Raw genomic sequence first — 24,359 nt, 5'->3', positions numbered from 1 at the left:
GAAGCCATTGCGCCAAACACCGCTCCGGTTAGCACCATCGTCAGCGACGTCAACGACACCACCACCGTGACGCTGACCGCCACACCGACCGTCAACGAAAACGGCACCATCACCTACACCGCCACTTTGACTGGTGCCGATGGCAAACCTGTCACCGCACAGAACGGTCCGGTCACCGTCACCCTCGACAGCGGCAAGACCATCACCATCGCTGCCGGCGCAAGTTCAGGCGTACTGGACGTAGCCGTCGGCAACGACATCTACACCGGCGCGCCGTCCATCACCGAGTCGATCAAATCGGCCTCCGGTGGCAACCTCGAAGCCATCGGCGTCAATAGCGCCGTCGTGTCGACGGTCGTGGGCGACACCGTGGACAACACCACCGTCAGCATCACCGGCAGCTCATCGGTCACCGAAGGCCAGTCGGCTACGTACACCGTCAGCCTGACAAACCCGGCTCAAACCGAAGTGACAGTGAAGATCGTCTACAGCGGCACCGCCGCCGATGGCTCGGACTTCACGGGTGTGTACACCGTGAAAGTGCCTGCCAACGCCACCAGCGCCAACTTCAACGTGGCAACGCTGGATGACAAGATCACCGAAGGCACAGATAACTTCGTGGTCAAGATTGACTCGGCTACCGGTGGCAACTTCGAACAACTGGCGGTCAGCGGAACGAATGGCAGCGTCAGCACCTCGATCATCGACAACGATGCAGCACCGACGCTTGACCTGGACGCCAACAACTCCAGCGGCAAGACCGGTGCCGATTACCAGGTGACATTCACCGAAGGCACCACCGGCCCGGGCGTATCGATTGGCGATGCCGACCTGAAAATCACCGACCCGGACAGCACCATGCTGACCGGCGCCACTATCGTGCTGACCAACCGTCAGCCCGGCGATGCGCTGAACCTGGGCAACAGTGTCAACGGCATCAGCATCAACGCCAACAGCACCGACGGCAAGGTCGTCCTGACGCTGACGGGCAATGCGACGCTGGCCGACTACATGCAGCAGATCAAGAACATCAGTTTCATCAACAACAGCGAAGATCCGAGCACCGTGCCGCGTGTCATCACCGTTACAGTGACCGACGGCGCAAGCTACTCCAACACGGCCACCACCACCGTGAACGTGGTCGGAATCAACGATGCACCGGTCGCTACTGGCGGCTCGGTGACCGGTACTGAAGACAAATCGCTGGTCCTCGGTTGGTCGACCTTCGGCGTCAGCGACGTGGACAGTTCCGCTACCAGCCAGGGCGTGAAAATCACCGGGCTGCCCGGCGATGGAAAGTTGCAGTACCTGGACGGTGCGACTTGGAAGGACGTGGCCAACAACCAGACCTTCACCAAGGCCGACATCGACGCCGGCAAGCTGCGCTTCACTCCGGATGCCAATGAATCCGGGGTCGATGGCTACGGCGGCAGCGGCGTTGGCAACAAGCAGGCTGACTACGCACAGATCAAGTTCCAGCCAACCGACGGCCAGGCCCTGGGTAACACCGGCACTGTGAAAATCGACATCACGCCGACCGCGGATGCGCCGTCCCTCAACGTCGCTGGCAACAACATCACGTCCACTGGACTGATCAAGGAAGTCTGGACGGGCCTGTCGGGCCTGGGTACCGATGGCAGCGGGGCGCCGTCCGGCACGCTCAAATCGGTGATCGATGCCGCGGGTACGCCGAACAGCAGCACCAACGTGACCAACGTGCAGTCCGACAGCAACGTCAACCCGGGCACTGCGTCGAAAACCTCGGGCCTGATTTTCCTCGAAGCCGGCAAGACCTACACCTTCAGCGGCACGGGCGATGACAGCCTGCTGGTCACCATTGGCGGCAAAACCGCCGCGGCAATCACTTGGGGCGCGGGCGGCCAGTTGAACGGTTCGTTCACACCGACCGCCAGCGGCTATTACACCCTGGACATCTACCACCACAACCAGACCGGCCCGGGCAGCTATGACGTGAACTTGTCAGTCAACGGCAGCACGCCCGTTGACCTGAGCAGCGCCGGCGTACCGCTCTATACCGGTGTGACCGACCTGGTAAATGCCGGCGTGTCCGTCTCCGACCTGCACGGCACCAATGGCGAAGGCTATTACGACGGCTTCAAGCTCAACGAAGGCGCCGAAGGCGGCAGCGTGAACCTGTCGAAGATCACCACCGTCCTGACCGACACCGACGGCTCGGAAAGCCTGAGCGTGAAGATTGGCGGCATGCCGGAAGGCAGCGTGCTGAGCGACGGCGCAGGCCACACCGCGACCGTGGGCGCCAACGGCGAAGCCTCGGTTTCAGGCTGGAACCTGGGCAACCTCAACCTGACCCCACCGACCTACTTCAACGGCCAGATCAACCTGACCGTGACGTCGACCTCCACTGAAGCCCACGGTGGATCGGCCGTGACCACCGCGCAAATCCCGGTAACGGTGCATCCGGCGGTCTACAGCGCTGCGACTGCCACTTCCGGCAGTGACAACGTTACCGGCACCGACGGCAACGACATTGTGGTCGCCGACATCGGTGGGCTGACCGTGGTGCCGGGCGTCAACTACAACATCGCCTTCATGGTCGACAGCTCCGGCAGCATGAGCGACTCGTCCATTGCAGCGGCGAAGGCCTCGCTGACTTCGGTGTTCAACACCCTCAAGCAGAGCCTGGGCAGTAACTCCGGGACGGTGAATATTTTCCTGGCGGACTTCGACAGCCAGGTGAACAGCACGGTCTCGGTCAACCTCAAAGACTCAAACGCCTTGACCTTGCTCAAGGGCCTGCTCGATTCGATGGTGTCCGGTGGCGGTACCAACTATGAAGACGTGTTCAAGACCACGGCGAACTTCTTCAAGAGTACCGAAGCCCTGAACAATACCGGGGCGAAGAACCTCACGTATTTCATTACCGACGGCAAGCCGACCTACTACCAGACCGAAGAACAGGGCAACCCAACGCTCTACGGCACCGTCAAGCTCGATGACGTCCTGAGCGCGGCCAACTACAGCGCTGGCAAGTACTACACCCAGACGATCGACAGCACGCACAAGTACACCATCTACGAAAACGGCGAGATGTACCTGTCGACCAAAAGCGGCAAGAAATGGATCGACAGCTATGTGGGCACGGTGCATGCCGAGGGCAATGGAACCTTCGAAGTGTCGAAACAGGGCGGCACCGGTTATGGCGACTACTGGAACTATGTAGATTCAGCGGCGGGCTCGACCGATAGCTTCACGCTGCTCAAGGGTTTGAGCACCGTCGAAGCCATCGGCCTGAACAGCGATGTGACCCTGAACGATCTCAAGCCGTACGATTCGGACTCGTCACCACAGACCAACATCGACCCGAACAACCTGGCCAACTCGATCATTGGCCACACCGAAGCGACCCTGCCGGGCGCCGATACGGTCAACGGCGGCGAAGGCAACGACATCCTGTTCGGCGACCTGGTGAGCTTCAACGGCATCGCCGGCGAGGGTTACCAGGCCATCCAGTCGTTCGTGGCCCAGCAAAGCGGCGTGGACGTCAGCAAGGTCACCACCGCCAGCGTGCACCAGTACATCACCGAACACTACACCGCGTTCGATGTGTCCGGCGCACATGACGGCAACGACACCCTGCTGGGCGGCGCCGGTAACGACATCATTTTCGGCCAGGGCGGCAACGACCTGCTGGATGGCGGTAAGGGCAATGACATCCTGCTCGGTGGCAGCGGCAACGACATCCTGGGCGGCGGCAAGGGCAACGACACCCTGATCGGTGGCCTGGGCGGCGATACCTTCGTCTGGAAATCCGGTGACACGGGCACCGACGTGATCAAGGATTTCAAGGCCAGCGACGGTGATCGAATCGACTTGCGTGACCTGTTGCAGGGCGAGACCGGCAGCACCATCGACCACTTCCTGAAAATCAGCACGGTCGATGGCGTGTCTTCTCTGCAGGTCAGCACCACCGGCCAGTTCAACGCGGCCAACGGTGCGGCAGCGGCGCCAGACGTGACGATCAAGCTGGAGGGCAACAACTGGTCGAACATCAACCTGAACTCGCTCATCGCCGGCAGTGATCCAACCATCAAGATCGATCACAACAACAGCTGAACCTGACAGCGTCCCATGCGAGAGAGCCAGCTCCCTCGCATGGGATAAGTGTTCATAATCCCCACAGTTGGCCTATGCTGCCCAGCATGACGCCGCTTCATATATGAGGGATGCCCGATGTTTTATGTGCAACGCGATGCACAAGGCCTGCTGGTGCGCGTCGAAGCCACCGCTTATGCCGAGGCCACCGAGACCTTGCCGGCCGACAACCATGAGATTCAGGACTGGTTCGCCAACCAGGCCGTAGAAAACAGCCTCAAGCAACTCAAGCAAAGCGACCTGGAGATGATCCGGGTACTCGACGACTTGATCCAGGTCCTGACCGCTAAAGGCGTCATCCGCGTCACCGACCTGCCAGCAGCGGCCCAAGCCAAGCTGATGGACCGTAACCAGGCGCGGGAAGCGCTGGGTGGGTTGAGTCGGTTGATCGATGATGATGAGAAAGGGTTGATCTAGCCTGTCACCCAGGCTGACGCCATTCCAAGCAGTACACAGCACCTGTGGCGAGGGAGCTTGCTCCCGCTGTCCTGCGAAGCAGGCCCCTGCATTTCTCCAGGTCGACCACATTGCCCGGTTCTGCGACTGCTGCGCAGCCGAGCGGGAGCAAGCTCCCTCGCCACAGGTTCTGCATCAGCCCGACGCTTGAGCCTCCAGCCGATCCATCGCCCGCTCCACCAACAGGTGCACCCCGTCGGCCATTCGGCTGAGCGCCAGGATCACGCTGCGGCGTGAGCCTTCGACGTCGTCGGCCAGGTCGGCCGCGATGGCGCTGATGGACAACAAGTCTTCGGAGGCATTGGCCAGGAGGGTTTCGGTGTCGATGTCTGGAGAGACCATGAAAAGCTGGGCGGTTTGGGGTTTCCCCGAGGCTTTATCGGTTGGTTTGGGATTGAGGTAGTAGTCGAGGGCGCGTTCTGCGGCTTCGTCGAGTTTTTTGGACTTCGCTGATTTGCCAGAGGTTTTGCCAGGGTTTCCTGGCGGATTTGGAGTTACTTTGAACATGTCGTGAAGCTCCATCTGTAGAGGTGGAACCGACACCGTTCGCTTGCACGCAAATGAGGTGGCAGCTGTACGCAGGTGTGCAAGACCGGGCAGACGGAACCCCGGCAGACTTCTTCTTGCGAAGGAATCTCCCACGCACAACCGCCATAAAGCGCTTGCGCGTCGTCTTTTAACCGGCTTGCACGCCAGTGTCACCGTTTTTTCGGTGACAAACCCAGACTAGCCATGAGGCAGACGCCAGACAAGTTCAGCAAGTTCGCTACAACTTGAAGGAAATCTCCTAGGACCTGCCGCGCACTAGCAGAACACGCCAGCCCCTGTGGCGAGGGAGCTCGCCCCCACAATTGGATCGAGGTACAACCGCAAGAGATAGGTCGGCTCTCAAACCGCCTCGCTTTTGCTTTTGATCTGGAGGCCCCGTTAACCACGCTGGCCGAACGCAGGTATTGCGCAGTGGGCATCCCGGCATGGATGCCGGGATAGCCGCGCTGGCCCATGGATGGGCCTTCGCGGCGGGCCCACGGAGCAATGCCTTCGTTCGGGCATGGCGAGCCTAAGCGAGGCACCGAGTGGTGGGGCAAGCCTTTTTTGCTTACTTTTTTTGGCGTCTGAAAAAAAGTGAGTCGCCGTCAGGGCGAAACCCTAAGTCGCCGTTACCGCAGCAACGACTATGCACTCAATCAGAAGCGTACAAGCCGCCTCACCCCCAACGCCTAGGCTCCCCAACCAACTGCCCCTGCACCCCAAACAACCCCATCTCACGAATCACCGCCAACTCCCCTTGCGTCTCAACCCGCTCGGCAATCAACGGCAGGTCAATGCTATGGGCAGCACGCTGAATGGCCTCGATGAACAAACGCTTATCGCTCTCCTGATCGATGGCCCGGATGTAGCTGCCATCGATCTTCAAGTACGCCAACCCCAACCGCGACAAATTGCCGATCATGCTGAACCGCCCGCCAAAGCGCTGCAGACTCAAGGAGAAACCGAGCTCGCGCAACTGTCGAGTCAATTGCTCCAGCACCGCTTGCTCGGGCAGTTGCTCTTCACCAATCTCCAGGGTCAGGCGCGACCCGAGACTGGCGTGAGCCCGCAGGATCTCAAAGACCTTGCTCAACGCCTGAGGATCGGCCAGGGTTGCCGAGGACAGGTTCAACGCCAGGGATTGTTCATGCCCAGCCATCTGCTTGAGCACCTGCTCGAGCATCAAGCGGTCCAGGCGCGCGGTCCAGCCGAAGCGCTCCAGCCACGGCAGGAAACGCCCGGCGGGAATGGTCTGGCCTTGTTCATCCAACAACCGCGACAGCACTTTGTAATGCAACACCACATCGGTGTCCTGGGCAGCCACCACCGGTTGGAAATACAGCTCGAAGCGCTGGTTGCCCAAGGCCTGGTCAAGCAGGTTGTGCCAGGCATGGTGATCATCGCCGACACTCGCCGACGCGCTGTGATCCAAGCAAGCCCAGCCCGGTTCGCCCTGGCTTTCGGCCTGGGCCAGGGCCTGGTCGCCGAGCTGGAGCACTGCTTGCGGCGAGTCGCCATGAACGAACGGCGCCAGACCGATGGAAGCCACCGAGGCCACGTCGGTCGCGCCGGTGGCGTGCAGGCTAGCCAACGCGGTTTCCAGGCTCTGCGCCAGTTGCAGCGCCTCCTCGCGCACCAGCCCCGGCGCCAGCACCGCGAACTCACCGCCGCGGATGCGTGTCACCAGGTTATGGGTTTCCGGATACCGGGCACATTCACGCAACAGCTGCTCGCCCACGGCCTTGAGCAATTGGTCAGTGCGCTGCCCGCCCAGCCGCTGGTTCAAACCGGCCAGGTCCTTGACCCGTAGCAACAGCAGGTAACCAGAACTGGCCTGCTCTGGATTGCTCACCCGGGCATGCAATTGCATTTCGAAATACCGTCGATTGGCCAGCCCAGTGAGATTGTCCTGGTAGGACTCGACCCGCAGCTTCTCGCTGCGCTCAGCCTGTTCCTGGAACAGTGCCTTGAGCTTCTCGACCATCTGGTTCATTGCTTGCACCACCCGACGCAGCTCTGGGGTGCGCGGCAGCTCCGGAAGGCTGAGGAATTCACGACGGGCGATGGCGTGGGACTGGTGCACCATGTAATCCAAAGGCTTGAGCTGACGACGCAACAGCAAGGCGCCGAGCACCGCGCTCACGGCGCCGCACAGCAGCAACCAACCCAGACTGCCCAGCGCGCTCTGCCACAGTTTGGCAAGGGCGAACATTGGATGGCTGACCACCTCGACCCGCGCCGCCTGTTCCCATCCACGGCTGACGATTGCATCGCCGCCTGCCGGTTCAAGGCCGATAAGCCTGATGAACCATTGCGGGACGCTGCCGGCGTCCGGCGTGCCAGTGCGCTCGGCCAGGGTCTTGTCGGTGGCCACGTCGATCACGCGGATGCTCGCGTAGTAACCGCTGTCGAAGATCGAGCTGACCATCAACTCGACCATCGCCGGGTCGTCGATGTTCGGCGTCAGCGACAGTGCCAGCGCCGTGGCCGCGTCCTGGGCATGGGAGCGCAACTGATTGACGTACTGCGTCCGCGAGCTCTCCAGGCTGACCATGAAGCTGCCGCTGAAGGCAACCACCAGGAACAGACAGATAGCGATCAACAGCTGTTTGAACAAGGACATCTGAGCGCGCGCTCCTAGTTAGTCGTCTCGACCGGAAAACCTTCGGCCTGCATTTTTTTCAACACATCCTGCCACCGGGACAGGCGCTTGGTGTCACCCACTTTCTTGTTGCCCTTGGCGCCCGGCAGCCACAGCCCTTCGGCATTGAAAGAGTAGACCGGGAGCAAGTCGGTTCGCTGGCTGGCCGGCTGGATGCCGTCAATCAGGCTGTCGAGCACCAGCGGCATAGCGTCGGGGGTGGCGTAATAGGTGAGCACCATGTGCGCACGGTTCTGCCGCAACGCCTTGACGTAGGTGATGCGCAGCTTGTCACTGGACACTCCGAGGTGACGCAGGCTGAAATACTTGGCGATGGCATAGTCTTCACAATCGCCGGCGCCCTTCCACAGGGCCTGGATCGGAGTTTCCCAATAGTCGACCTCACGCCACAGGTCGATGTCTTCCACGTAGCGCACCTGTTTGTTGAAAAACAGATTCACTACCTTGAGCTGTTCCAGCTCGGGAATCTGTTTCTGGGTCGCCAGCAATTGCTGCCACGCGTCGATCCGCTGCTGCCCTTCGCCCAACGGTCCATATAACGCTTGCGCCCGCCGGCTGATCTGCGCAAAGTCCCAGTCGGCTCGCAAGCCGCCCAGCATCAGGCCGGCCAGCAGCAATGCCGTACACAGCCAGCGCAAGGACCTGAGGACCGGGAAAGGTGCAGCCAAGGGAAATAAGTCCGAAAAGGGCCGTTGGAAAATTCGTTGGATGGTGAAGCCTGGCCCGGCAAAAGACAATGGCAGGTTGCAATCACCACAAGCAGGCTAAACTTTAGTTCAGGAACCGGGGCCGCGAGGTTTTGACGGCTTGGCAATCTGTAACTAATGTTGGCTTGGATCCAATTTCGTTACTACCAGTCAGGGTGTTGTCGTGACGCAGAAGCCCAAACCGTTAAGCACAATCCAGGTCAACGGACCTATTCCCGCAGCCCAGGCCCGCGCAGTCATCGAAAGCTCCCTGCGCGAAGCCATTCTCGACGGCCGCCTGCCCAGTGGCACCGCGTTGCGCCAACAGGAGCTGGCCGACCTGTTCGGGGTCAGCCGCATGCCGGTGCGCGAGGCATTGCGTCAGCTCGAGGCGCAATCATTGCTCAACGTGGTCCAGCACAAAGGCGCGGTGGTGGCTCCGCTGATCACCAGCAGTGCGGTCGAGACCTACGCCTTGCGTTCGGTCCTGGAAAGCTTCGCCCTGCGCCTGTCCGTTCCGCTGCTCGACGACAACGACCTGGCCATGGCCGCCCACTACATCGAGCAACTGGAGGTGCAAACCGACTACGGCGAGATCGCCAGGCTCAACCGGTTGTTCCACATGTCGCTTTACCACCGGGCGCCCAACGCCAAGCTGCTTGACCTGATCGAGCACGAGCTCAACGAAGAAGAACGCTTCCTGCGTTTTCATCTGTCGTCCATGGGCCTGGGCAAGCTGACCCAGGACGACCATCGCGCAATGCTCGCCGCCGCGGCAGCCAAAGACATCGTGCAAACGGTTTATCTGCTGGAAAATCATCTGGAAAAAGCATCGGTCACCATGCGCCGATACCTGAACCAGTAAACGAACCGCTCCCCTGCGCGCCGGCCTTCAAGCCGGCGTAGCACTTTCTTACATATCCTTCCTACAGCCCAGATTGCCCGCCCGACACGGCCTCACCGCTGCGGCGCTCCGTCTCGACATCAGTTCAATGGAACTGCTATCGATTTGGGCTCACTCTTGCGTTTGTCGATTCGAAAAAAAGACCTTAAGAAGTCAGCGCCTGGCTGCAAGCCAAGCGAATCGAAACCACCTCGCAAGGAGCGTCGCCCACTGGCGGAAAGACCCGGAAGTCCGACCGGTTTCCCGCCCATAAAACCCCAACTTCTTTATTCCCCCGATCCCTGAAGTGCTCCGAGCGAGGCATTCGTTCGAACCATTCGATTCTGATAGTTATAAATCGGAAGGAGCAACTTCGCCCCAATAAAACTTATAGCGAAAGTTTTAATTAGCCTCTTCGCGCCCAATAAATACCCAACTTTAAATAATTGGAAAATAACTTGCGAACCCTTTGATACATGTACTAACTTTTTATTTGTCGAGTTGCTATCGACCTCTCCAGCGCTTGGCAAACCACGCCAGACAACGGCACAACAGAGCGAAGCGCGCGCCAACAAGCATTATCAAGAAAACATGGATTCCGGTTCAGGTCCCCGCTCGCCCTGACAAACAAGGCGAGCAACTTCCGGACAAACATCATTGACGAGGACGTTTCAATGCAGCCAACCAAAGAGCAACTTTCCCTAAAAAAGCACGAACTTGGCCAGCACCCGGTCTTTTCTGAAATAACATCAATCGACCTGTTGCGTCGCTTTATGGAAAGTCATGTTTTCGCCGTATGGGATTTCATGTCCTTGACCAAACGCCTGCAACGGGAACTGACCTGTACTCATCTACCGTGGCTGCCGCCGGCCGACCCGCATGCGGCGCGCCTGATCAACGAAATCGTCTTGGGTGAAGAGTCCGACGACCGTCCCGGCGCGGGCTATTGCAGTCATTTCGAACTGTACCTGGACGCCATGCGCGAGGTCGGCGCGGACACCCGGGCGATTGAGCAATTTATCGCTCTGCAACAAGAGGGCGTCAGCCCGGAAACTGCGCTGGACAGCGTCGAGGTAGAACCGGCCGCGGCGCGCTTCGTGCGCCAGACCCTGCATACCGCGCTTCATGCCCCGGCCCACAGCGTGGCCGCCGCATTCGTGCATGGTCGCGAAAGCGTCATCCCGCAGATGTTCCAGCGGATGCTGGACGCTTGGGGCATTGGCCTGGATCAGGCACCAACGTTTCGTTATTACCTGCAACGGCATATCGAGGTGGACTCCGAAGACCACGGCCCGGCGGCCGAAAAGCTGCTGGCACGGCTGATCAATGGCGACCCGCAGCGCGAGCACGAAGTCCTGACCGCCGCCCTCGCTGCCGTCCACAGTCGCACGGCGCTGTGGGATGGCCTGCGCCTGAGCATGACCCAGGCCGTTGCGCAGGTGACGCCATGAACGCCATTCAATATCAGTCCTTCGCCGATGCCTGGGAGAGCCGCGCCACGATCCGCACCCGTCCGCGGCGCCGGGTCGAAGACGACGACAAGCTGATCTTTCCCATGAGCCGCCAACCCATGGTGCACAGCCAGACCTTCCTGAGCCATTGCCCGCATCTGCGTGATTTTGTCCTGGTGCAAAGCCTCTACAAATTCATCAACGATGTGGTGATTTTTGAAACGGAGCTGGTGGACCACACCGCCCGACGCATCGCCAAGAACCGCTTCGGTATCGAGTTTCCGTTTGCCTGTCGCTACGACGCGATGACCGTGGTGGTGGATGAGGATTACCACGCACTGGTGGCGATGGACTTCATGCAGCAGACCATCGACATGACCGGTATCGCGCCGATCTCGTTGCCCCAGCAGATCGAACTCAGCCGGGCGATTCCGGCCACGCTGGCGCGAGCGCCGGAGCACCTGCTCAGCGCTGTGGAACTGATTTGTATCGCCATCGCCGAGAACACTGTGACCAACGACGTGGCGGCGTTTGCCCGGGACGATTCGGTCAAGGCCTCGATCAAGGGATTGATGGCCGACCACCTGCTGGACGAGGGCCGGCACTCGGGCTTCTGGACGCGGCTGGTGCAGATCTACTGGCGCACCGCACCCGAAGAGGACCGCGAGGCGATTGCCCGGTTGATGCCTGGTTTCATCGCCGAGTACCTGGCCAGCGATCTGCAACAGGCGTTCGATTTCGAGTTGATCACGCACCTGCCCATCGACGAATCGGCGCGCCAGTCGCTGCGTGAAGACGCTGCCGCACTGGCCTACCCCATCAATCGTTTTCACCCACTGGTGGGCAACATCACGCGTTTCTTTCGCGGCAGCTCGATGCTGGCTTCACCGTGTGTGCGCGATGCCCTGGCCGACTACTTGACCCCATGAGGACCTTCCAATGAGACGCCTCGAAATTGCTGTGTCTGGCAAGAGCCAGGCCATGGCCGAACTGGCCCTGGAACTGGAACTGCACGGCCACGGTGTCGTGGATGCGCAAGCACTGGACGGCCACGGCGCGATCGACTTGTTGATCGACGACGGTACGGTGCCGTGTGCCCTTGAGGCCCGTGTTTGTCTTCAAGTACGGGTGATGCTCCAGGCCGTGCCCGGCCAGGCCTTGCCGCAGCCGGTGGTGCTGTTTCGCGACGGTGCGCAACGGCTGTTGGCCCAGGAACGAATCACTGCGCATTGCGACGGCAACGGCCAGTCTTTGCGCCTGCACGCCACGGCAGCGGTGGTGGAGCATGGCGCGCGGCTGGTCAGCCGGTTATCCCGTGAGGAAACCGGCTTCGATCAATGGGCGACGGAACCGAGCGACCCTATCGACCAACCGCTTCACGGGCTCGACGCGCTGGAGCCGCTGGCCTTCGAACACCGCCTCAATCAGTCCGCGGTGCCTTGGCTGCTGGCGGCCTCGGAGGTGCCGGTGATGCACAACATCGAGCAGCGCATGCTCAATGACGCGAAGCACCCTGCGTTGTGGGTCAACGACCACGTCATCGACTACAAAGCCTTGCGCAATACCGTGCTGCAGTTGCAGCAATCGATACTCGCCAGCCTGCCGAAAACAATCGGCCGCCCACAGGTGATCGGCGTTTGCCTGCCCAAGTCGGCACAGCTGTATGCCGCGATCCTGGCGGTGCTGGGTTGCGGGGCGGTGTACCTGCCACTCGACCCGCAACATCCGGTGCAGCGTCGACGCTTCATCCTGGAAAACGCCAAGGCCGACCTGTTGCTGCATGACGGTGACGACGAACTGGGCGAGTCTGCAATACCGACGCTGGATGTCCGCCGACTGCCTTCGGCCAAGCCGGGCTTGCCAGCCTCGACAATCCGCCGCGTGGTGAATGCCGATGAACCGGCTGTGGCGATCTACACCTCCGGCACCACCGGCCAGCCCAAAGGCGTGCTGCTCAGCCACCGCAACCTCAGTCATTTCTGCGCCTGGTACGCCAACCATGTCGGGTTGCAACGCGACAGCCGTGCGTTGCAGTTTTCCACCATCAACTTCGACGCCTCATTGCTGGACATCTTGCCGACATTCATCCTGGGCGCGCTGCTGGTGGTGCCCAGCGAAGATCAGCGCCGCGATCCGCAACAGCTGGTGGCGTTGATTCGTGAGCAGCGCATCAGCCATGCCTTCCTGCCGCCCGCGCTGCTGAGCGTCATGCCCCTGGGCGCACCGTTGGGGCTAACACACTTGGTCACCGGCGGCGATGTCTGCGAACCCTTCGTCATCGAGCAGTTGGCGCCGCAGTGCCGCTTCCACAATATCTATGGCCCGACCGAAACCACCGTGCTGGCGACCACTCGGCAATTCGCCGTGGGGGATAACAACCGCAACCTGGGCGCTCCCATCACCAACGCGCGGATGCTGATTCTGGATGAACATCTGCAACCGGTCGCACAAGGCACGCCCGGCGAACTGTATATCGCTGGGCCGGGGGTCGGCCTGGGGTACCTGAACGATCCGGCGCTGACCGCCAGCCGCTACCTCGACCTGACGCTGCCTACCGGACAAGCGTTGCGGGTCTATCGCACCGGCGACATCGGCCAGTGGACCGACGATGGGATCGAGCTGTGCGGTCGCCGCGACAACCAAGTGAAGATTCGCGGCTTTCGGGTCGAGCCCGAGGAGATCGAGCATTGCTTGCGCGACAGTCAGCTGTTCCGTCAGGTGGCGGTGGGGGTCGATGAGCGCCGGCGGGTCCTGGCGTTCCTGGTGAACCCCGTGGACACAGAGCCCGGCGCGGCGCTCCAGGCCCTGCGCGAGCACGTGCAGGACACGCTGCCCAGCTACATGCACCCGGCGGCTTACATCGAACTGCCCAGCCTGCCCTACACCAGCAATGGCAAGATCGATCGTCGGGCGCTGCTGGCAACGGCGGGCTCCGTCCAAGTCGGCAGCCAAGGGCGCCAGCCGCAAAACGCAGTGCAAACCCAGCTCCAGCAGCTATGGGCCGAGCTGTTGGAATTGCCGGCCGAGGACATCGCCACTGACGAGAGCTTTTTCAACCTTGGTGGGCATTCGATCCTGCTGTCGCAATTGCTGCTGAGCATTCGCCAATCGTTCGGCCGCAGCCTGTCGATCAATCGCTTCATCGAAGCGCCGACGTTGATCACCCTGGCGAAGTTGCTCGACGGCCCGGAGCAAAGCGGCACCGCCACCCTCAGCCCCCAAGCGTTCATCGATGCCGAGGCCGAACTCAACCTCGATCCGCTGCCCATCAGCCAATGCGGTGACGTGCACAAAGTAGTCGTGACGGGCGCCAACAGTTTTCTCGGCGTGCACATCGTCGAGGCCTTGCTGGCATGGGGCGCCACCGAGGTGGCATGTCTGGTGCGCGAATCCGCCGGGCAAAGCGCCGCCGAACGTTTCACCCAGGCCCTGCGCGACAACCAGTTGGAGCATCTGGACCTGAGCCGGGTCAGCGTCTATGCCGCCGACATCACCCAGCCGCAACTGGGCTTGCCGGACGACATCTACCTGCGCATCGATAGCACGTTCGGCGCGTTGGTGCACAATGCCGCCCACGTCAACCATGTGCTCGACTACGAGTCCCTGGCGCGGGACAACGTCGAGCCGATCTTCGAATGCCTGCGCCTGTGCGAAGGGCGCAGCAAGAAGATCTTCAATTTCGTCTCGACGCTGTCGGCTTCCAGCGCATTGGATGCCGATGGCCAGGTCTTGGAGCAGCCGGCGGCCAAGACCCCACCGATCTACATCAAGAATGGCTACAACCTGTCCAAATGGGTCGGCGAGCGGATCCTGCAACGGGCGCGGGATCTTGGCGCGTGGGTCAATCTGTTCCGGCCTGGCAACATCAGTTTCAACAGCCAGACCGGCGTCTGCCAGCCCCACAAGAACCGCTTGATGCTGATGCTCAAGGGCTCGATCCAGCTCGGCCAGGTGCCGGACCTGTCGCTCAATTTTGACTTGATGCCGGTGGACTTCCTGGCTCGCTTCATCGCCTTCCACGCCAGCCGCTACCAGCCAACGCAAGCGGTGTTCAACCTGCACAACCCCGAGCCCCTGAGCTGGGACGCCTATGTGGCGTCGTTCCGCGACAGTGGTCGGGAGTTTTCCCTGGTCAGTGTCGCTGACTGGCAACGACAGCTGGTGCGGGTCGACACCGACAACGCGCTGTTCGGCGTGCTGGGTTTTTACCTCAACGGTTTCGAGGAAGACATCGGCGACATCTCGCTCATCCGCCATGACAACGCCCGCTCCGGCGTGCGGCAGATGGGCGCCTGTTACCCGGAAAAATCCCAGGCCCTTCTACGCCGTGGCGCTGATTACCTCAAGGCCATCGATTTCATCTGAAGCAACCCAACCCAATCCAACGCAAGGAGCAAGACCATGAGTGCATTCCAACCCGACACCCTGATCAAGAACCCCCACGCCTGCCATGTGGAAAGTGCGATAGAAATACCCGCCGATGCGGCTCGCGTGTGGGACGTGGTGGGCGATTTCGGCGGGTTCAACCGATTCATCCCCGCGCTGGCGCGCATCGAAATGACCGGGGAAGGCGTGAGATCCCTGCGCAAGAAGTTTTTCGTCGACGGACAGAACCTGGTCGTCGAACAACTCAACAGCTACGACGACCAGGCCATGCACATGACCTGGACGCTGATCTACAACACCCTGGGCATCGACAACCTATGGGCGGCCATGCGCGTCGAACCCCTGGCGGACCACCGCTGTCGCGCCACCTGGACCATCATCGCCGACCACACCGATGCTCACACTCCGTCGGGCTTCAGGGATTTCCTGCAAGGGTTCGCCGATGACGCGATGGGGAATGTGAAGAGAATGTTCAGCTAATCCCTGTGGGGCTTACTCACAGCCCGTGGCGAGGGAGCTTGCTCCCGCTCGACTGCGCAGCAGTCGCAAAACCGGCCAATGCGGTCCGCCTGCAAGAATGCAGGGGGCCTGCTGCGCAGGCCAGCGGGAGCAAGCTCCCTCGCCACAGGGGATTGGGTTGGCTTGCGACTGGAATCAGATCTTGAAGCTGTCCACCAGTTGCTTCAACCGGTTGGCCTGTTGTGACAAGGCATCGCAATCCTTCAGGGTTTCGTTGAGGTTGGCGACGCTCTGCTGGTTCAGCAGGTTGATGTGGCTGACGTCCATGTTGAGGGTTTCCACCACGGCGGTCTGTTCTTCGGTCGCGGCGGCGACCGATTGGTTCATGCCGTCGATTTCGCCAATGCGCTGCGTCACGCTGACCAGGCGCAGGCCGGCCTGGTTGGCGACTTCCACGCTTTCTTCGCTGGAGACCTGGCTGGCATTCATCGTGGTCACGGCTTCGCGGGAACCGACCTGCAGCGAGGTGATCATCTTGTGAATCTCTTCGGCGGATTCCTGGGTGCGGTGCGCCAGATTGCGCACCTCATCGGCCACCACCGCAAACCCACGCCCGGCTTCACCGGCACGGGCCGCTTCGATGGCGGCGTTCAGGGCCAGCAGGTTGGTTTGCTGGGAGATGCCCTTGATCACGTCCAGGATGTGACCAATGTTGTCGGTGCTGGCGTTCAGGGTTTCGATCTGGGTGCACGACAGGCTGATTTTCTGCGACAGCTCGGTCATGGCCTGAATGGTTTTTTCCACCACCTGGCGACCGTCATCCGCCTGCTCGCTGGCGCCGCTGGCCTGTTGCGAGGCATCGGCGGCGTTGCGGGCGATTTCCTGGGTCGCAGCGCCGAGCTGATTGATCGCCGCAGCTACGCTGTTGGTGCGCGCGCTCTGCTCATCCGAGCCGACAAGCGAGGCGTTGGACGAAGTCATGACCCGTTGCGACAGATCATGCACTTGGCGGGTAGCGGAAGACACTTCGGCAATCGAGGCGTGGATACGTTCCACGAACTGGTTGAACGAGCTGCCCAACACGGCGAACTCATCCTTGCCCTGCACGACCAGACGCCGGGTCAGGTCGCCTTCGCCCTGGGCGATGTCCTGCATGGCGCGGCCCATGGTGGTCAGCGGACGCATCAACACCTGGATCAACAAGCTCAGCAGCAACGCGATCGCCGCCACCGCGACAAACATCGCGATCAGCGCGGACGTACGGAAGTGGCTCAGCGGCGCGTAGGCCTTGGCCTTGTCGATCGACAGGCCGATGTACCACTCGGCGTTCGGCAAACCGGCGACCGGGGTGAACGACAGGATGCGGTCCTGCCCGTTCAGCTCGACTTCCTGGACGCCCTTGCCGATGCGCACTGGCGTGCCGGGGTAGATGTCCTTGAGGTTTTTCATCACCTGGTCTTTGTCCGGGCTGACGATGACTTGGCCATCGCCGCTGACCAGGAAGGCGTGACCAATGCCGCCGAAATCCACGGAGTTGATGATCTTCACCAAGGTTTCCAGGCTCAGGTCGCCGCCCACCACGCCGAGCAGTTCGGCGTTGTGCTTGACCGGCAGGGCGATGGTCACCACAAGGCCACCCACTGCCGCCAGATAGGGCGGGGTCAGCATGGTTTTATCGGCGGCCACCGCCTGTTTGTACCAAGGACGCTGACGCGGGTCGTAACCGTCGGGCATCTTGGCGTCCGGCCGCTGGGTGAAGACACCGGTGTTCTGGCCTACGTAAGTGAACTGGAAATTCGAGGTCAACGCCGGTTGATCGACCAACCCTGGCAAATCGGCGGCAGCGCCCTGGTGGGCAATGTTCTGCGCCAGGTTTTCCAGCACCAGGACCCGGCCGGTCATCCAGTTCTGAACGCTGCTGGCGGTCAGGTCACCGGATTGCTCGATAGAAGATTCGAGGCTGCGACCGATGGTGTTGCGCTGCAGATAATCGTTGTAGAGCGTGAACAGGGCAAAAGCCAGAACCACCACACCAGAGGCGGCCAAGAGGATTTTGTGGCTGAACTTTAGATTCATGGATGGGGCTTCTTATGCAAAAGTGAGGGTGCATTCGGGGTTTGCAACGTCCATGTAATAAACGGGCGAGATATAGGATCCGCTCCATTTTGGTGCACGCATACCTCTCTGTCGGCCAGCCCGGGGAAAAAATTAGCCCCTTGTACAATTGTCCGACGAGATGGCACTCGACGATGCCTGGGCCCACAGGCGAACGGTGGTTGCAAATTTGACTGTCCCTGATGACAATGCGACCTATTATCATTTGTGATACCAGGCCGGCGCGTTCATGTCATCTCCCCAGTTTGCCGTACAGGCGCTCTACAGCAGCCATCACGGCTGGCTCCACACATGGTTGCGCAGCCGATTGGGCAATGCCGCCGATGCGGCGGACCTGGCCCAGGACACCTTCGTGCGCCTGCTGCAACGTAGCGAACGCCTGGAACTCAAGACCCCTCGCGCCTTTCTGCGCACCATCGCCCAAGGCCTGGTGATCGACCACTGGCGTCGGGTAGAAATCGAACGTGCCTACCTGGAAACCATCGCGCATTTGCCGGAAGCACAAACGCCCAGTGCCGAAGCCCAGGCGCTGACCCTGGAACTGCTGGAAGCGATTGCCAGGATGCTCGAAGGACTCAAGCCCAAAGTACGCAGGGCGTTCCTGCTCGCCCAGTGCGAAGGTCTGACGTACAAGCAGATTGCTGAACAAATGGGCGTCTCGCTGCGGTCGGTGGAACGCTACGTCGCCGATGCGCTGTACCACTGCTACGTGCTGCGCTATGAAGACTGAACCAGTGCAGGCTCCGCTGGGCCGAGGCCGCGGCCCCTCACAGCAAGTGGTCAAGCAAGCGATCCATTGGCTGCTGCGCCTGCGCAACCATGCCGCCAACCCGGCCCTGCGCCAACAGTGCGAGGCTTGGCGCATCGCTCATCATGATCACGAATTGGCCTGGCAACGGGTGCAATCGCTGCACAGTGAATTGACCGCCAACCTGCGAGCCGTGCCCGGCGCCCACGTCGCCCTCGAAACGCTGGAAACCAGCGCCCAGCGCCTCGGCCGGCGCCAGGCCCTGAAGCTGCTGTCTGGCGTGGCCGTGCTCGGCTGCGCCGCCTGGCTGGGCAAAGACCAGGGATGGCAGCCATGGAGCGCCGACTTCGCCACCGCCACGGGCGAGCGACGCGGCTTCCAATTGCCGGACGGCACACGGCTTGAACTCAATACCAACAGCGCCGCCGACCTCGACTACACCGCCACCCAACGCCTGATCACGTTGGCGCGCGGCGAAATAATGGTCACCTGCGGTCGCGATCCCGCGCGCCCGTTGTTGGTGAAAAGCCGCCATGGCGAGTTCGAGGGGCTGGAAGGACGCTTCGTCGTGCGCCAAGACAACGACTGCACGCGCCTGAGCGTCACCAGTGGTCACGTCGCCATCCGCTCGCACCAGGGCAGCGAGGGTGAGCCGATCCAGGTCAAGGCCGGCCAAAGCTATTTGCTCACCGCATCGGCAGCGACCCTGGCGCCGCCATTGGACATGGACGCCGGCGCTTGGGCGGACGGATTGATCGTGACGCGAAACATGCGCCTGAAAGATTTTCTCAACGAGGTCAGCCGCTACCGTCGCGGCTACCTGAAATGCGCCGCAGCGGTGGCGGACCTGCGCCTGTCCGGGGTGTTCCGCCTGGACGATATCGACAAGATGCTGGCCGTGCTTCCACGCACGCTGCCGGTGCAATTGCGTTATCGGACCCGCTGGTGGGTCACGGTGGAACGTCCTGCCTGATTTTTTTTGGCGGGTTTTGCCAAGGCGTCCGGCTAGGACAGTAAGCAACGCTTATCTGCCTTCAGCGACTCCAACGGAAATCCATAATGACTGAGCGCGTAATCCCCAAAAACCCCTTTGGCTGTTCCTCGCAAACAGGCCTGCTGCGCCAGGCCATCCGTGCCGCGCTGTTGAGCACCGCGCTGGGCGTCGGCGCCGTGCCGATGCTCGCCCTCGCGGCACAGGATGGCGTCAGCGCCAGTCACCAGAGCTACAACATCCCCGCCGGCCCATTGAGCGATGTGCTCAACCAGTTCGCCCGCCAGGCCGGCATTACCCTAGCGAGCACGCCCGAGCAAACGGCTGGCATCCAGTCCCCGGGCCTTAAAGGCGAATACTCGGCTGACCAAGCCCTGAACCGACTGCTCAGCGGCTCAGGGTTGGTAGCGGTCGGCCAAGAGGGCAGCGGCTATGTGCTGCAAGCCGAAGCCCCCGACGGCACACTCGCGCTGCCGACTACCGACGTCAAAGGATTTGCCTTGGGCAACGCCCTGGGCAGCATGCAAGGCTACAACGCTACCCATAGCCAGGTCGCGACCAAAACCAGTACCGCGCTGCGTGAAACTTCGCAAAGCGTGTCCGTGGTGACCCGCGAGCAAATGGACGACCAAGGCGCGCAAACCGTGTCCCAGGCCATGCGCTACACCCCCGGCGTGCTGACCAACCCCTACGGCGCGACCCACCGCTACGACTATGTGGCGATGCGCGGCTTCAACGACGGCTCGGTGGACAACATCTACCTCGACGGCCTCAAGTCCATGGGCGACAGCGGCACCTACAGCTCCATGCAGGTCGATCCGTATTTCCTCGAGCGGGTGGACATTCTCAAGGGCCCGTCCTCGGTGCTCTATGGTCGCAGTTCACCGGGTGGCCTGGTGGCGCTGACCAGCAAAAAGCCGCTGTACGAGGCTTATCACCAGGTCCAGGCGACCGTCGGCACTCAAGGCCAGCGCGGCATGGGCTTCGATTTCAGCGGGCCGGTGGATGAGGACAAGCGCATTGCCTATCGCCTGATTGGCCTGGCGGATACGTCCGATACCCAGTTCGATCACAACAAGGAAAAGCGTTTCGCCCTGGCGCCTACGGTGAGCATCGACTTCACCGAGGACACCTCGCTGACGCTGCAAGCCTACCTGCAACATGAGCCCGACGGCGGCTACCACGGTGGCCTGCCGGCCGACGGCATGTTGCATCAACGCAACGGTCGCCGGATCTCGGAAAATTTCTTCGAAGGCGAGCCTGGGATCGACGGCTACGAGCGCGACCAACAGTCGTTCGGCTATCAATTCGAACACCGTTTCAACGACGTCTTCACCGCCCGGCAGAACTTCCGCTACCTGGATTCGCAGGTCACCAACGATCAGGTCTACGCCTTCGGCTGGACCAGCCCCACCAGCAACGAGCTGAACCGTTATTACACCGGTGCCGAAGAGAAGGTGCATTCGTTCATCGTCGATAACATGCTGCAGGCAGAGTTCTTCACCGGGGCGACCAAGCACACCCTGCTGATGGGCGCCGACTACCAGCGGCGCAAAACCGTGGTGGACTGGACCAGCGGCACCCTGGCCCCGATCAACGCCTTTGACCCGGTCTATGGCAACTCGGCTATCAGTAATCGCAATGACACGAGCTATCTGCGGCGCCTGGAGCAGACCGGTGTCTATCTGCAAGACTTGATCGAAATGGACAAGTGGCGCTTCTCCCTCGGCCTGCGCCAGGATTGGGTCGAAACTTCGGACGAAAACCGCATCGCCGAATTCGGTCGCCCGCAAGGCACTGAGATCAATGACAAGCGCACCAAGCTCACCGGCCGCGTCGGGGCGCTGTACCTGTTCGATAACGGCCTGGCGCCATATATCAGCTATTCCGAGTCGTTCAACCCCAACTCCTACGCCGACAGCGCCGGCAATCCGCTGCCGCCGACCGACGGCAAGCAATGGGAAATGGGCCTGAAATACCAACCGCCAGGCACGGATGATTTGTATACCGCCTCGCTGTTTCGCATCGACCAGGAGAACCTCGCGACCAAGCAGCCTCAGGACGACTTCTATCGCGCAGTCGGTGCCGTTCGTTCCCAGGGCCTGGAGTTGGAAGCGCACATGCAACTGACCGAGCAATTCAAGGTCTTGGGCAGCTACACCTTCACTGACATTGAATACTCGAAATCGATGGTCAGCGACCTGAGCACGCCCACCAACATCATCGAAAACAAAGGCAACTCACCGACCCAAGCCCCGCGCCACATGGCCTCGGTGTGGGCCGACTACAAGTTCGACAGCGGCGCTCTCGACGGCCTGCGACTGGGCGGCGGCGTGCGTTATGTCGGCTACAGCTGGGTCGATGCGGAAAACACCATGAAAGTGCCGGCGTATACGCTGTTCGATGCCTCGGTTGGGTATGACTTGGGCAAGGTCGGCTTGAAAGGCGTGGATGTACGCTTGAACGCGAACAACCTGACCAACGAAACCTACGTCGCTTCGTGCGCCAGCCTGAACTTCTGCTATATGGGTGAAGAGCGCAACGTGGCGGCTACGGTGAGTTATCAGTTCTGACCCACTCTCCAGGCCAGATGCATTTGTCTGGCCTGAAGGATGGTTACTGTGGCGAGGGCTTGTCTTTGCCCTTAGGCCTGAACCGCCTTCGCCTCCTCCCTCTTAACACCTTCCTTGCCCACAAACCGATTCGCCCGCCCAAACGTGCCGAAATCATTGAACCGCACGCCCATCTCGCGCATCACCTTGTGCGCCACCGGCACCGTCATCTGACGGATGTAGAACGGCTCCTTCACCACAAAATGGTGAATGCCGTGGCTGCTACCGAAGTTGAAGCAGAACGCCTGCAACGGCCATAGCCACCAGGGGTTGAGCACCTGGGTTTGCTGGATGACGTTGCCCGGCTCGATGTCGCCGTAGTAGTGCATGTTCGAGCTGATGAAGTGCAGGCAAAAGGTGCGCAGCACGTTTGGCCCGATGATCACCACCGCCGCGATATCGATCACCTGCATCATCGCCAAGGTGTTCGCCGACCAGTCGATGGAGGTGCCCAGCAACCCGGCAACTGCGTTGGCGCCATGGAAACCGAGAAACACATACCAGGCGCCCCAGTGCAGCAACGCCAGCGGAAAATAAACCTTCAGCGTGCGCTTGAGAATGCTGCGCTTGTGCGCCCAGGTCTTGGCTCGCAGCAGGCGGATGAATGCCGACATCACGTTGTCGCCGACCATCATCAAGCGTGCCAGCCCCCAGGGCTCGCCGTTGGTGATGGCGCGCTCTTCCAAGTCCGCCTCGCTGCCGGAAACCTTGTGATGGTTGAGATGCAAATGGCGGCGAATCCACGGATTGATCGTGCTCGGCCGCGCGAGCCACACCAGGCCCATCATCAGGTTGTGAGGCACGCGCTGCTTGCGAAAATACATGCTGTGGATCAGGTCATGTTCCAGCTCATGGGTCAGGGAGGCGAAAAATGCATTGAGCAGCAGGCAGGCCCAACCGGCTAGATAACCCTCGATATAGAGCCACGCAGAACCCGTCATTCCCGCCAGGGCAAAGATCAGGATGCCCGCGCCAAGGGCGTCCTGGTACCGCAAGATCGGGTAGCGCTGGCGCAACGCTTCGCCTCGGGCCAGGACCACTTGGCGAATATGGGCGGATCGTTGTTGTGCATTCAATCGGTCGGAGCTTGCGCATGTGCCGTGCATGGCTTAAATCCTCTGTTATCGATGTGCTCATCCTGCCGGGCGTTGTCTCACAGGGTGGTAGCCGTAAACGCCAACCTGTTGACCGCAAGCGCCAATCGCCATGACGGAACCGACCTCCCTCGCCAGCTGGACCCGCGCCCTGCGCAAACAGCTCGATGCACTGGGCCTGGACAGCCATGCCCTGTGCCTGCAGGCGGGCCTTGATCCACAATTGATGGACGACCCCAACGCCCGTTATCCGCTCTCGGGCACCACCCGCTTGTGGGCGCTGGCCGTGCAAGCGAGCGGGGACCCGGCGATCGGCCTGCGGGTGTCGCGCTTCGTCAGCCCCACCACCTTTCACGCCCTGGGTTATGCCCTAGTGGCGAGCGGCAGCCTGCGGGAAGTGTTCGAGCGGATTGTCAGGTATCACGCGGTGGTCAGCGACGCGCTGATCTTGCACCTGAGCCGCGGCGAAGACCGCTACCGCTTCAGCCTCGATGTGCCGCCGCAAGGCCCGGCGCCGGCCTTCGAGGCCATCGATGCGTTCGCGGCAATCTACGTGCGCACCTGCCGCAACCGCCTCGGCCGCGATTACGCACCGCTGGCGGTGTATCTGCGGCGCCCGGAACCAACAGACCCGGCCCCCTGGCATAAAGTCTTCCGCTCACCGGTGCATTTCGACGCTGCGCAGGATTGCCTGGAGTTCAGCTTCATCGACTTCGACAGTCACCTGGACGACGCCAACCCGGAACTGGCCGAACACAACGAAACCGTGCTCAAGCGCACCCTCGCCCAGCTTCAACCGCTTACCTGGGAGCGCAAGGTCCGCGCCGCCATCGAAGCCCAACTGCCCGAAGGCGAACCCAGCGCCGAACGCATCGCCCAAGCCATGCACCTGAGCCTGCGCAGCCTGCAGCGACACCTGGCCGACGAAGGGTGCCGCTTCGACGCCTTGCTCAACGAATGCCGGGAAAATCTCGCGCTGCTGCACCTGCGTGATCCGCAATGCTCATTGAGCGAAGTCAGCTATCTGCTGGGCTTTGCCGACACCAGCAGCTTCAGCCGCGCGTTCAAGCGCTGGACAGGGATGACGCCGGGGCAGTTTCGGGATGGGTTGCGGTAGGCGCTTGCCTTGCCTTGCAAGCTCGCGATTGCGC

The 24,359-nt window shown here is 61.3% G+C and carries 15 protein-coding genes and 1 pseudogene; 11 read left to right on the top strand and 5 right to left on the bottom strand.

Annotated features, from left to right (window positions below; all coding sequences use genetic code 11):
• Together HU806_RS21065 and HU806_RS21060 are read left to right on the top strand one after the other, a co-directional pair.
• Positions 1-4,095 (top strand): annotated as a pseudogene (locus HU806_RS21065) (LapA family giant adhesin); the annotation flags it as partial.
• A 117-nt stretch (positions 4,096-4,212) separates the two neighbouring features.
• Entirely contained in the window at positions 4,213-4,551 is a 339-nt protein-coding gene (locus HU806_RS21060) for a tryptophan synthase subunit beta (protein WP_186614004.1), read from the top strand.
• A gap of 174 nt (positions 4,552-4,725) precedes the next feature.
• On the opposite strand, the gene HU806_RS21055 is transcribed toward HU806_RS21060, so the two are convergent.
• The 3 genes from HU806_RS21055 to lapG form a co-directional block, all read right to left on the bottom strand.
• Positions 4,726-5,097: a DUF6124 family protein gene (locus HU806_RS21055; RefSeq protein ID WP_186614002.1), complete on the bottom strand. Its 372-nt coding sequence runs from the start codon at positions 5,095-5,097 to the stop codon at positions 4,726-4,728.
• A gap of 700 nt (positions 5,098-5,797) precedes the next feature.
• Entirely contained in the window at positions 5,798-7,744 is a 1,947-nt protein-coding gene (gene lapD, locus HU806_RS21050) for a cyclic di-GMP receptor LapD (protein WP_186614000.1), read from the bottom strand.
• 14 nt (positions 7,745-7,758) lie between these two features.
• A complete protein-coding gene (gene lapG / locus HU806_RS21045) occupies positions 7,759-8,451 on the bottom strand; it encodes a cysteine protease LapG (RefSeq protein ID WP_186613998.1) in 693 nt (230 codons plus the stop codon).
• Positions 8,452-8,653: 202 nt separating this feature from the next.
• Between lapG and HU806_RS21040 the strand changes: the two genes are divergently transcribed.
• The 5 genes from HU806_RS21040 to HU806_RS21020 all read left to right on the top strand — a co-directional run bounded on the left by HU806_RS21040 (position 8,654) and on the right by HU806_RS21020 (position 15,669).
• The gene (locus HU806_RS21040; protein ID WP_186613996.1) at positions 8,654-9,334 is read left to right on the top strand and encodes a GntR family transcriptional regulator; all 681 of its coding nucleotides are present in this window, start codon (positions 8,654-8,656) and stop codon (positions 9,332-9,334) included.
• Between the two features lie 692 nt (positions 9,335-10,026).
• Entirely contained in the window at positions 10,027-10,803 is a 777-nt protein-coding gene (locus HU806_RS21035; protein WP_186613994.1) for a DUF3050 domain-containing protein, read from the top strand.
• The gene (locus HU806_RS21030; protein ID WP_186613992.1) at positions 10,800-11,732 is read left to right on the top strand and encodes a diiron oxygenase; all 933 of its coding nucleotides are present in this window, start codon (positions 10,800-10,802) and stop codon (positions 11,730-11,732) included. The genes HU806_RS21035 and HU806_RS21030 overlap by 4 nt, the downstream gene beginning before the upstream one ends.
• A 10-nt stretch (positions 11,733-11,742) precedes the next feature.
• A complete protein-coding gene (locus tag HU806_RS21025) occupies positions 11,743-15,168 on the top strand; it encodes a non-ribosomal peptide synthetase (RefSeq protein WP_186613990.1) in 3,426 nt (1,141 codons plus the stop codon).
• Between the two features lie 36 nt (positions 15,169-15,204).
• Positions 15,205-15,669 (top strand): SRPBCC family protein, encoded by a 465-nt coding sequence (locus HU806_RS21020; RefSeq protein WP_186613988.1) that lies wholly within the window; start codon positions 15,205-15,207, stop codon positions 15,667-15,669.
• A gap of 174 nt (positions 15,670-15,843) precedes the next feature.
• Here the strand turns inward: HU806_RS21020 and HU806_RS21015 are convergent, their stop codons facing one another.
• Positions 15,844-17,724, bottom strand: coding sequence for a methyl-accepting chemotaxis protein (locus tag HU806_RS21015; RefSeq protein ID WP_186613986.1), 1,881 nt, complete (start codon positions 17,722-17,724; stop codon positions 15,844-15,846).
• 268 nt (positions 17,725-17,992) lie between these two features.
• Here HU806_RS21015 and HU806_RS21010 point away from each other — a divergent pair, with 268 nt between their 5' ends.
• From HU806_RS21010 to HU806_RS21000, 3 genes are all read left to right on the top strand, one after another.
• Positions 17,993-18,493, top strand: coding sequence for a sigma-70 family RNA polymerase sigma factor (locus HU806_RS21010; protein WP_186613985.1), 501 nt, complete (start codon positions 17,993-17,995; stop codon positions 18,491-18,493).
• Positions 18,483-19,484 carry a FecR domain-containing protein gene (locus HU806_RS21005; protein WP_186613984.1) on the top strand — a complete coding sequence of 334 codons (1,002 nt, stop codon included), beginning with the start codon at positions 18,483-18,485 and terminating at the stop codon, positions 19,482-19,484. The genes HU806_RS21010 and HU806_RS21005 overlap by 11 nt, the downstream gene beginning before the upstream one ends.
• An 86-nt stretch (positions 19,485-19,570) precedes the next feature.
• A complete protein-coding gene (locus HU806_RS21000; RefSeq protein WP_186613982.1) occupies positions 19,571-22,075 on the top strand; it encodes a TonB-dependent siderophore receptor in 2,505 nt (834 codons plus the stop codon).
• A gap of 71 nt (positions 22,076-22,146) precedes the next feature.
• Here the strand turns inward: HU806_RS21000 and HU806_RS20995 are convergent, their stop codons facing one another.
• Positions 22,147-23,220, bottom strand: coding sequence for a fatty acid desaturase (locus tag HU806_RS20995; RefSeq protein ID WP_186613980.1), 1,074 nt, complete (start codon positions 23,218-23,220; stop codon positions 22,147-22,149).
• A 100-nt stretch (positions 23,221-23,320) separates the two neighbouring features.
• On the opposite strand from HU806_RS20995, the gene HU806_RS20990 reads away from it, so the two are divergent.
• Positions 23,321-24,325, top strand: a complete 1,005-nt coding sequence (locus tag HU806_RS20990) for an AraC family transcriptional regulator (protein WP_186613977.1) — start codon at positions 23,321-23,323, stop codon at positions 24,323-24,325.
• The last annotated feature ends 34 nt before the right edge of the window (positions 24,326-24,359 follow it).

Source organism: Pseudomonas sp. SWRI154, from assembly GCF_014268645.1.
Taxonomy (GTDB): domain Bacteria; phylum Pseudomonadota; class Gammaproteobacteria; order Pseudomonadales; family Pseudomonadaceae; genus Aquipseudomonas; species Aquipseudomonas marvdashtae.
This window is presented reverse-complemented; position numbering and strand designations above follow the sequence as displayed.

Excerpts from the sequence above, each read along its gene's own strand:
- HU806_RS21000 (WP_186613982.1), top strand. The coding sequence starts at position 19,571 with ATGACTGAGCGCGTAATCCCCAAAAACCCCTTTGGCTGTTCCTCGCAA.
- HU806_RS21015 (WP_186613986.1), bottom strand. The coding sequence starts at position 17,724 with ATGAATCTAAAGTTCAGCCACAAAATCCTCTTGGCCGCCTCTGGTGTG.
- HU806_RS21060 (WP_186614004.1), top strand. The coding sequence starts at position 4,213 with ATGTTTTATGTGCAACGCGATGCACAAGGCCTGCTGGTGCGCGTCGAA.
- HU806_RS21005 (WP_186613984.1), top strand. The coding sequence starts at position 18,483 with ATGAAGACTGAACCAGTGCAGGCTCCGCTGGGCCGAGGCCGCGGCCCC.
- HU806_RS21020 (WP_186613988.1), top strand. The coding sequence starts at position 15,205 with ATGAGTGCATTCCAACCCGACACCCTGATCAAGAACCCCCACGCCTGC.
- HU806_RS20995 (WP_186613980.1), bottom strand. The coding sequence starts at position 23,220 with ATGCACGGCACATGCGCAAGCTCCGACCGATTGAATGCACAACAACGA.
- HU806_RS21010 (WP_186613985.1), top strand. The coding sequence starts at position 17,993 with ATGTCATCTCCCCAGTTTGCCGTACAGGCGCTCTACAGCAGCCATCAC.
- HU806_RS21055 (WP_186614002.1), bottom strand. The coding sequence starts at position 5,097 with ATGTTCAAAGTAACTCCAAATCCGCCAGGAAACCCTGGCAAAACCTCT.
- HU806_RS21035 (WP_186613994.1), top strand. The coding sequence starts at position 10,027 with ATGCAGCCAACCAAAGAGCAACTTTCCCTAAAAAAGCACGAACTTGGC.
- HU806_RS21030 (WP_186613992.1), top strand. The coding sequence starts at position 10,800 with ATGAACGCCATTCAATATCAGTCCTTCGCCGATGCCTGGGAGAGCCGC.
- HU806_RS20990 (WP_186613977.1), top strand. The coding sequence starts at position 23,321 with ATGACGGAACCGACCTCCCTCGCCAGCTGGACCCGCGCCCTGCGCAAA.
- lapD (WP_186614000.1), bottom strand. The coding sequence starts at position 7,744 with ATGTCCTTGTTCAAACAGCTGTTGATCGCTATCTGTCTGTTCCTGGTG.
- HU806_RS21025 (WP_186613990.1), top strand. The coding sequence starts at position 11,743 with ATGAGACGCCTCGAAATTGCTGTGTCTGGCAAGAGCCAGGCCATGGCC.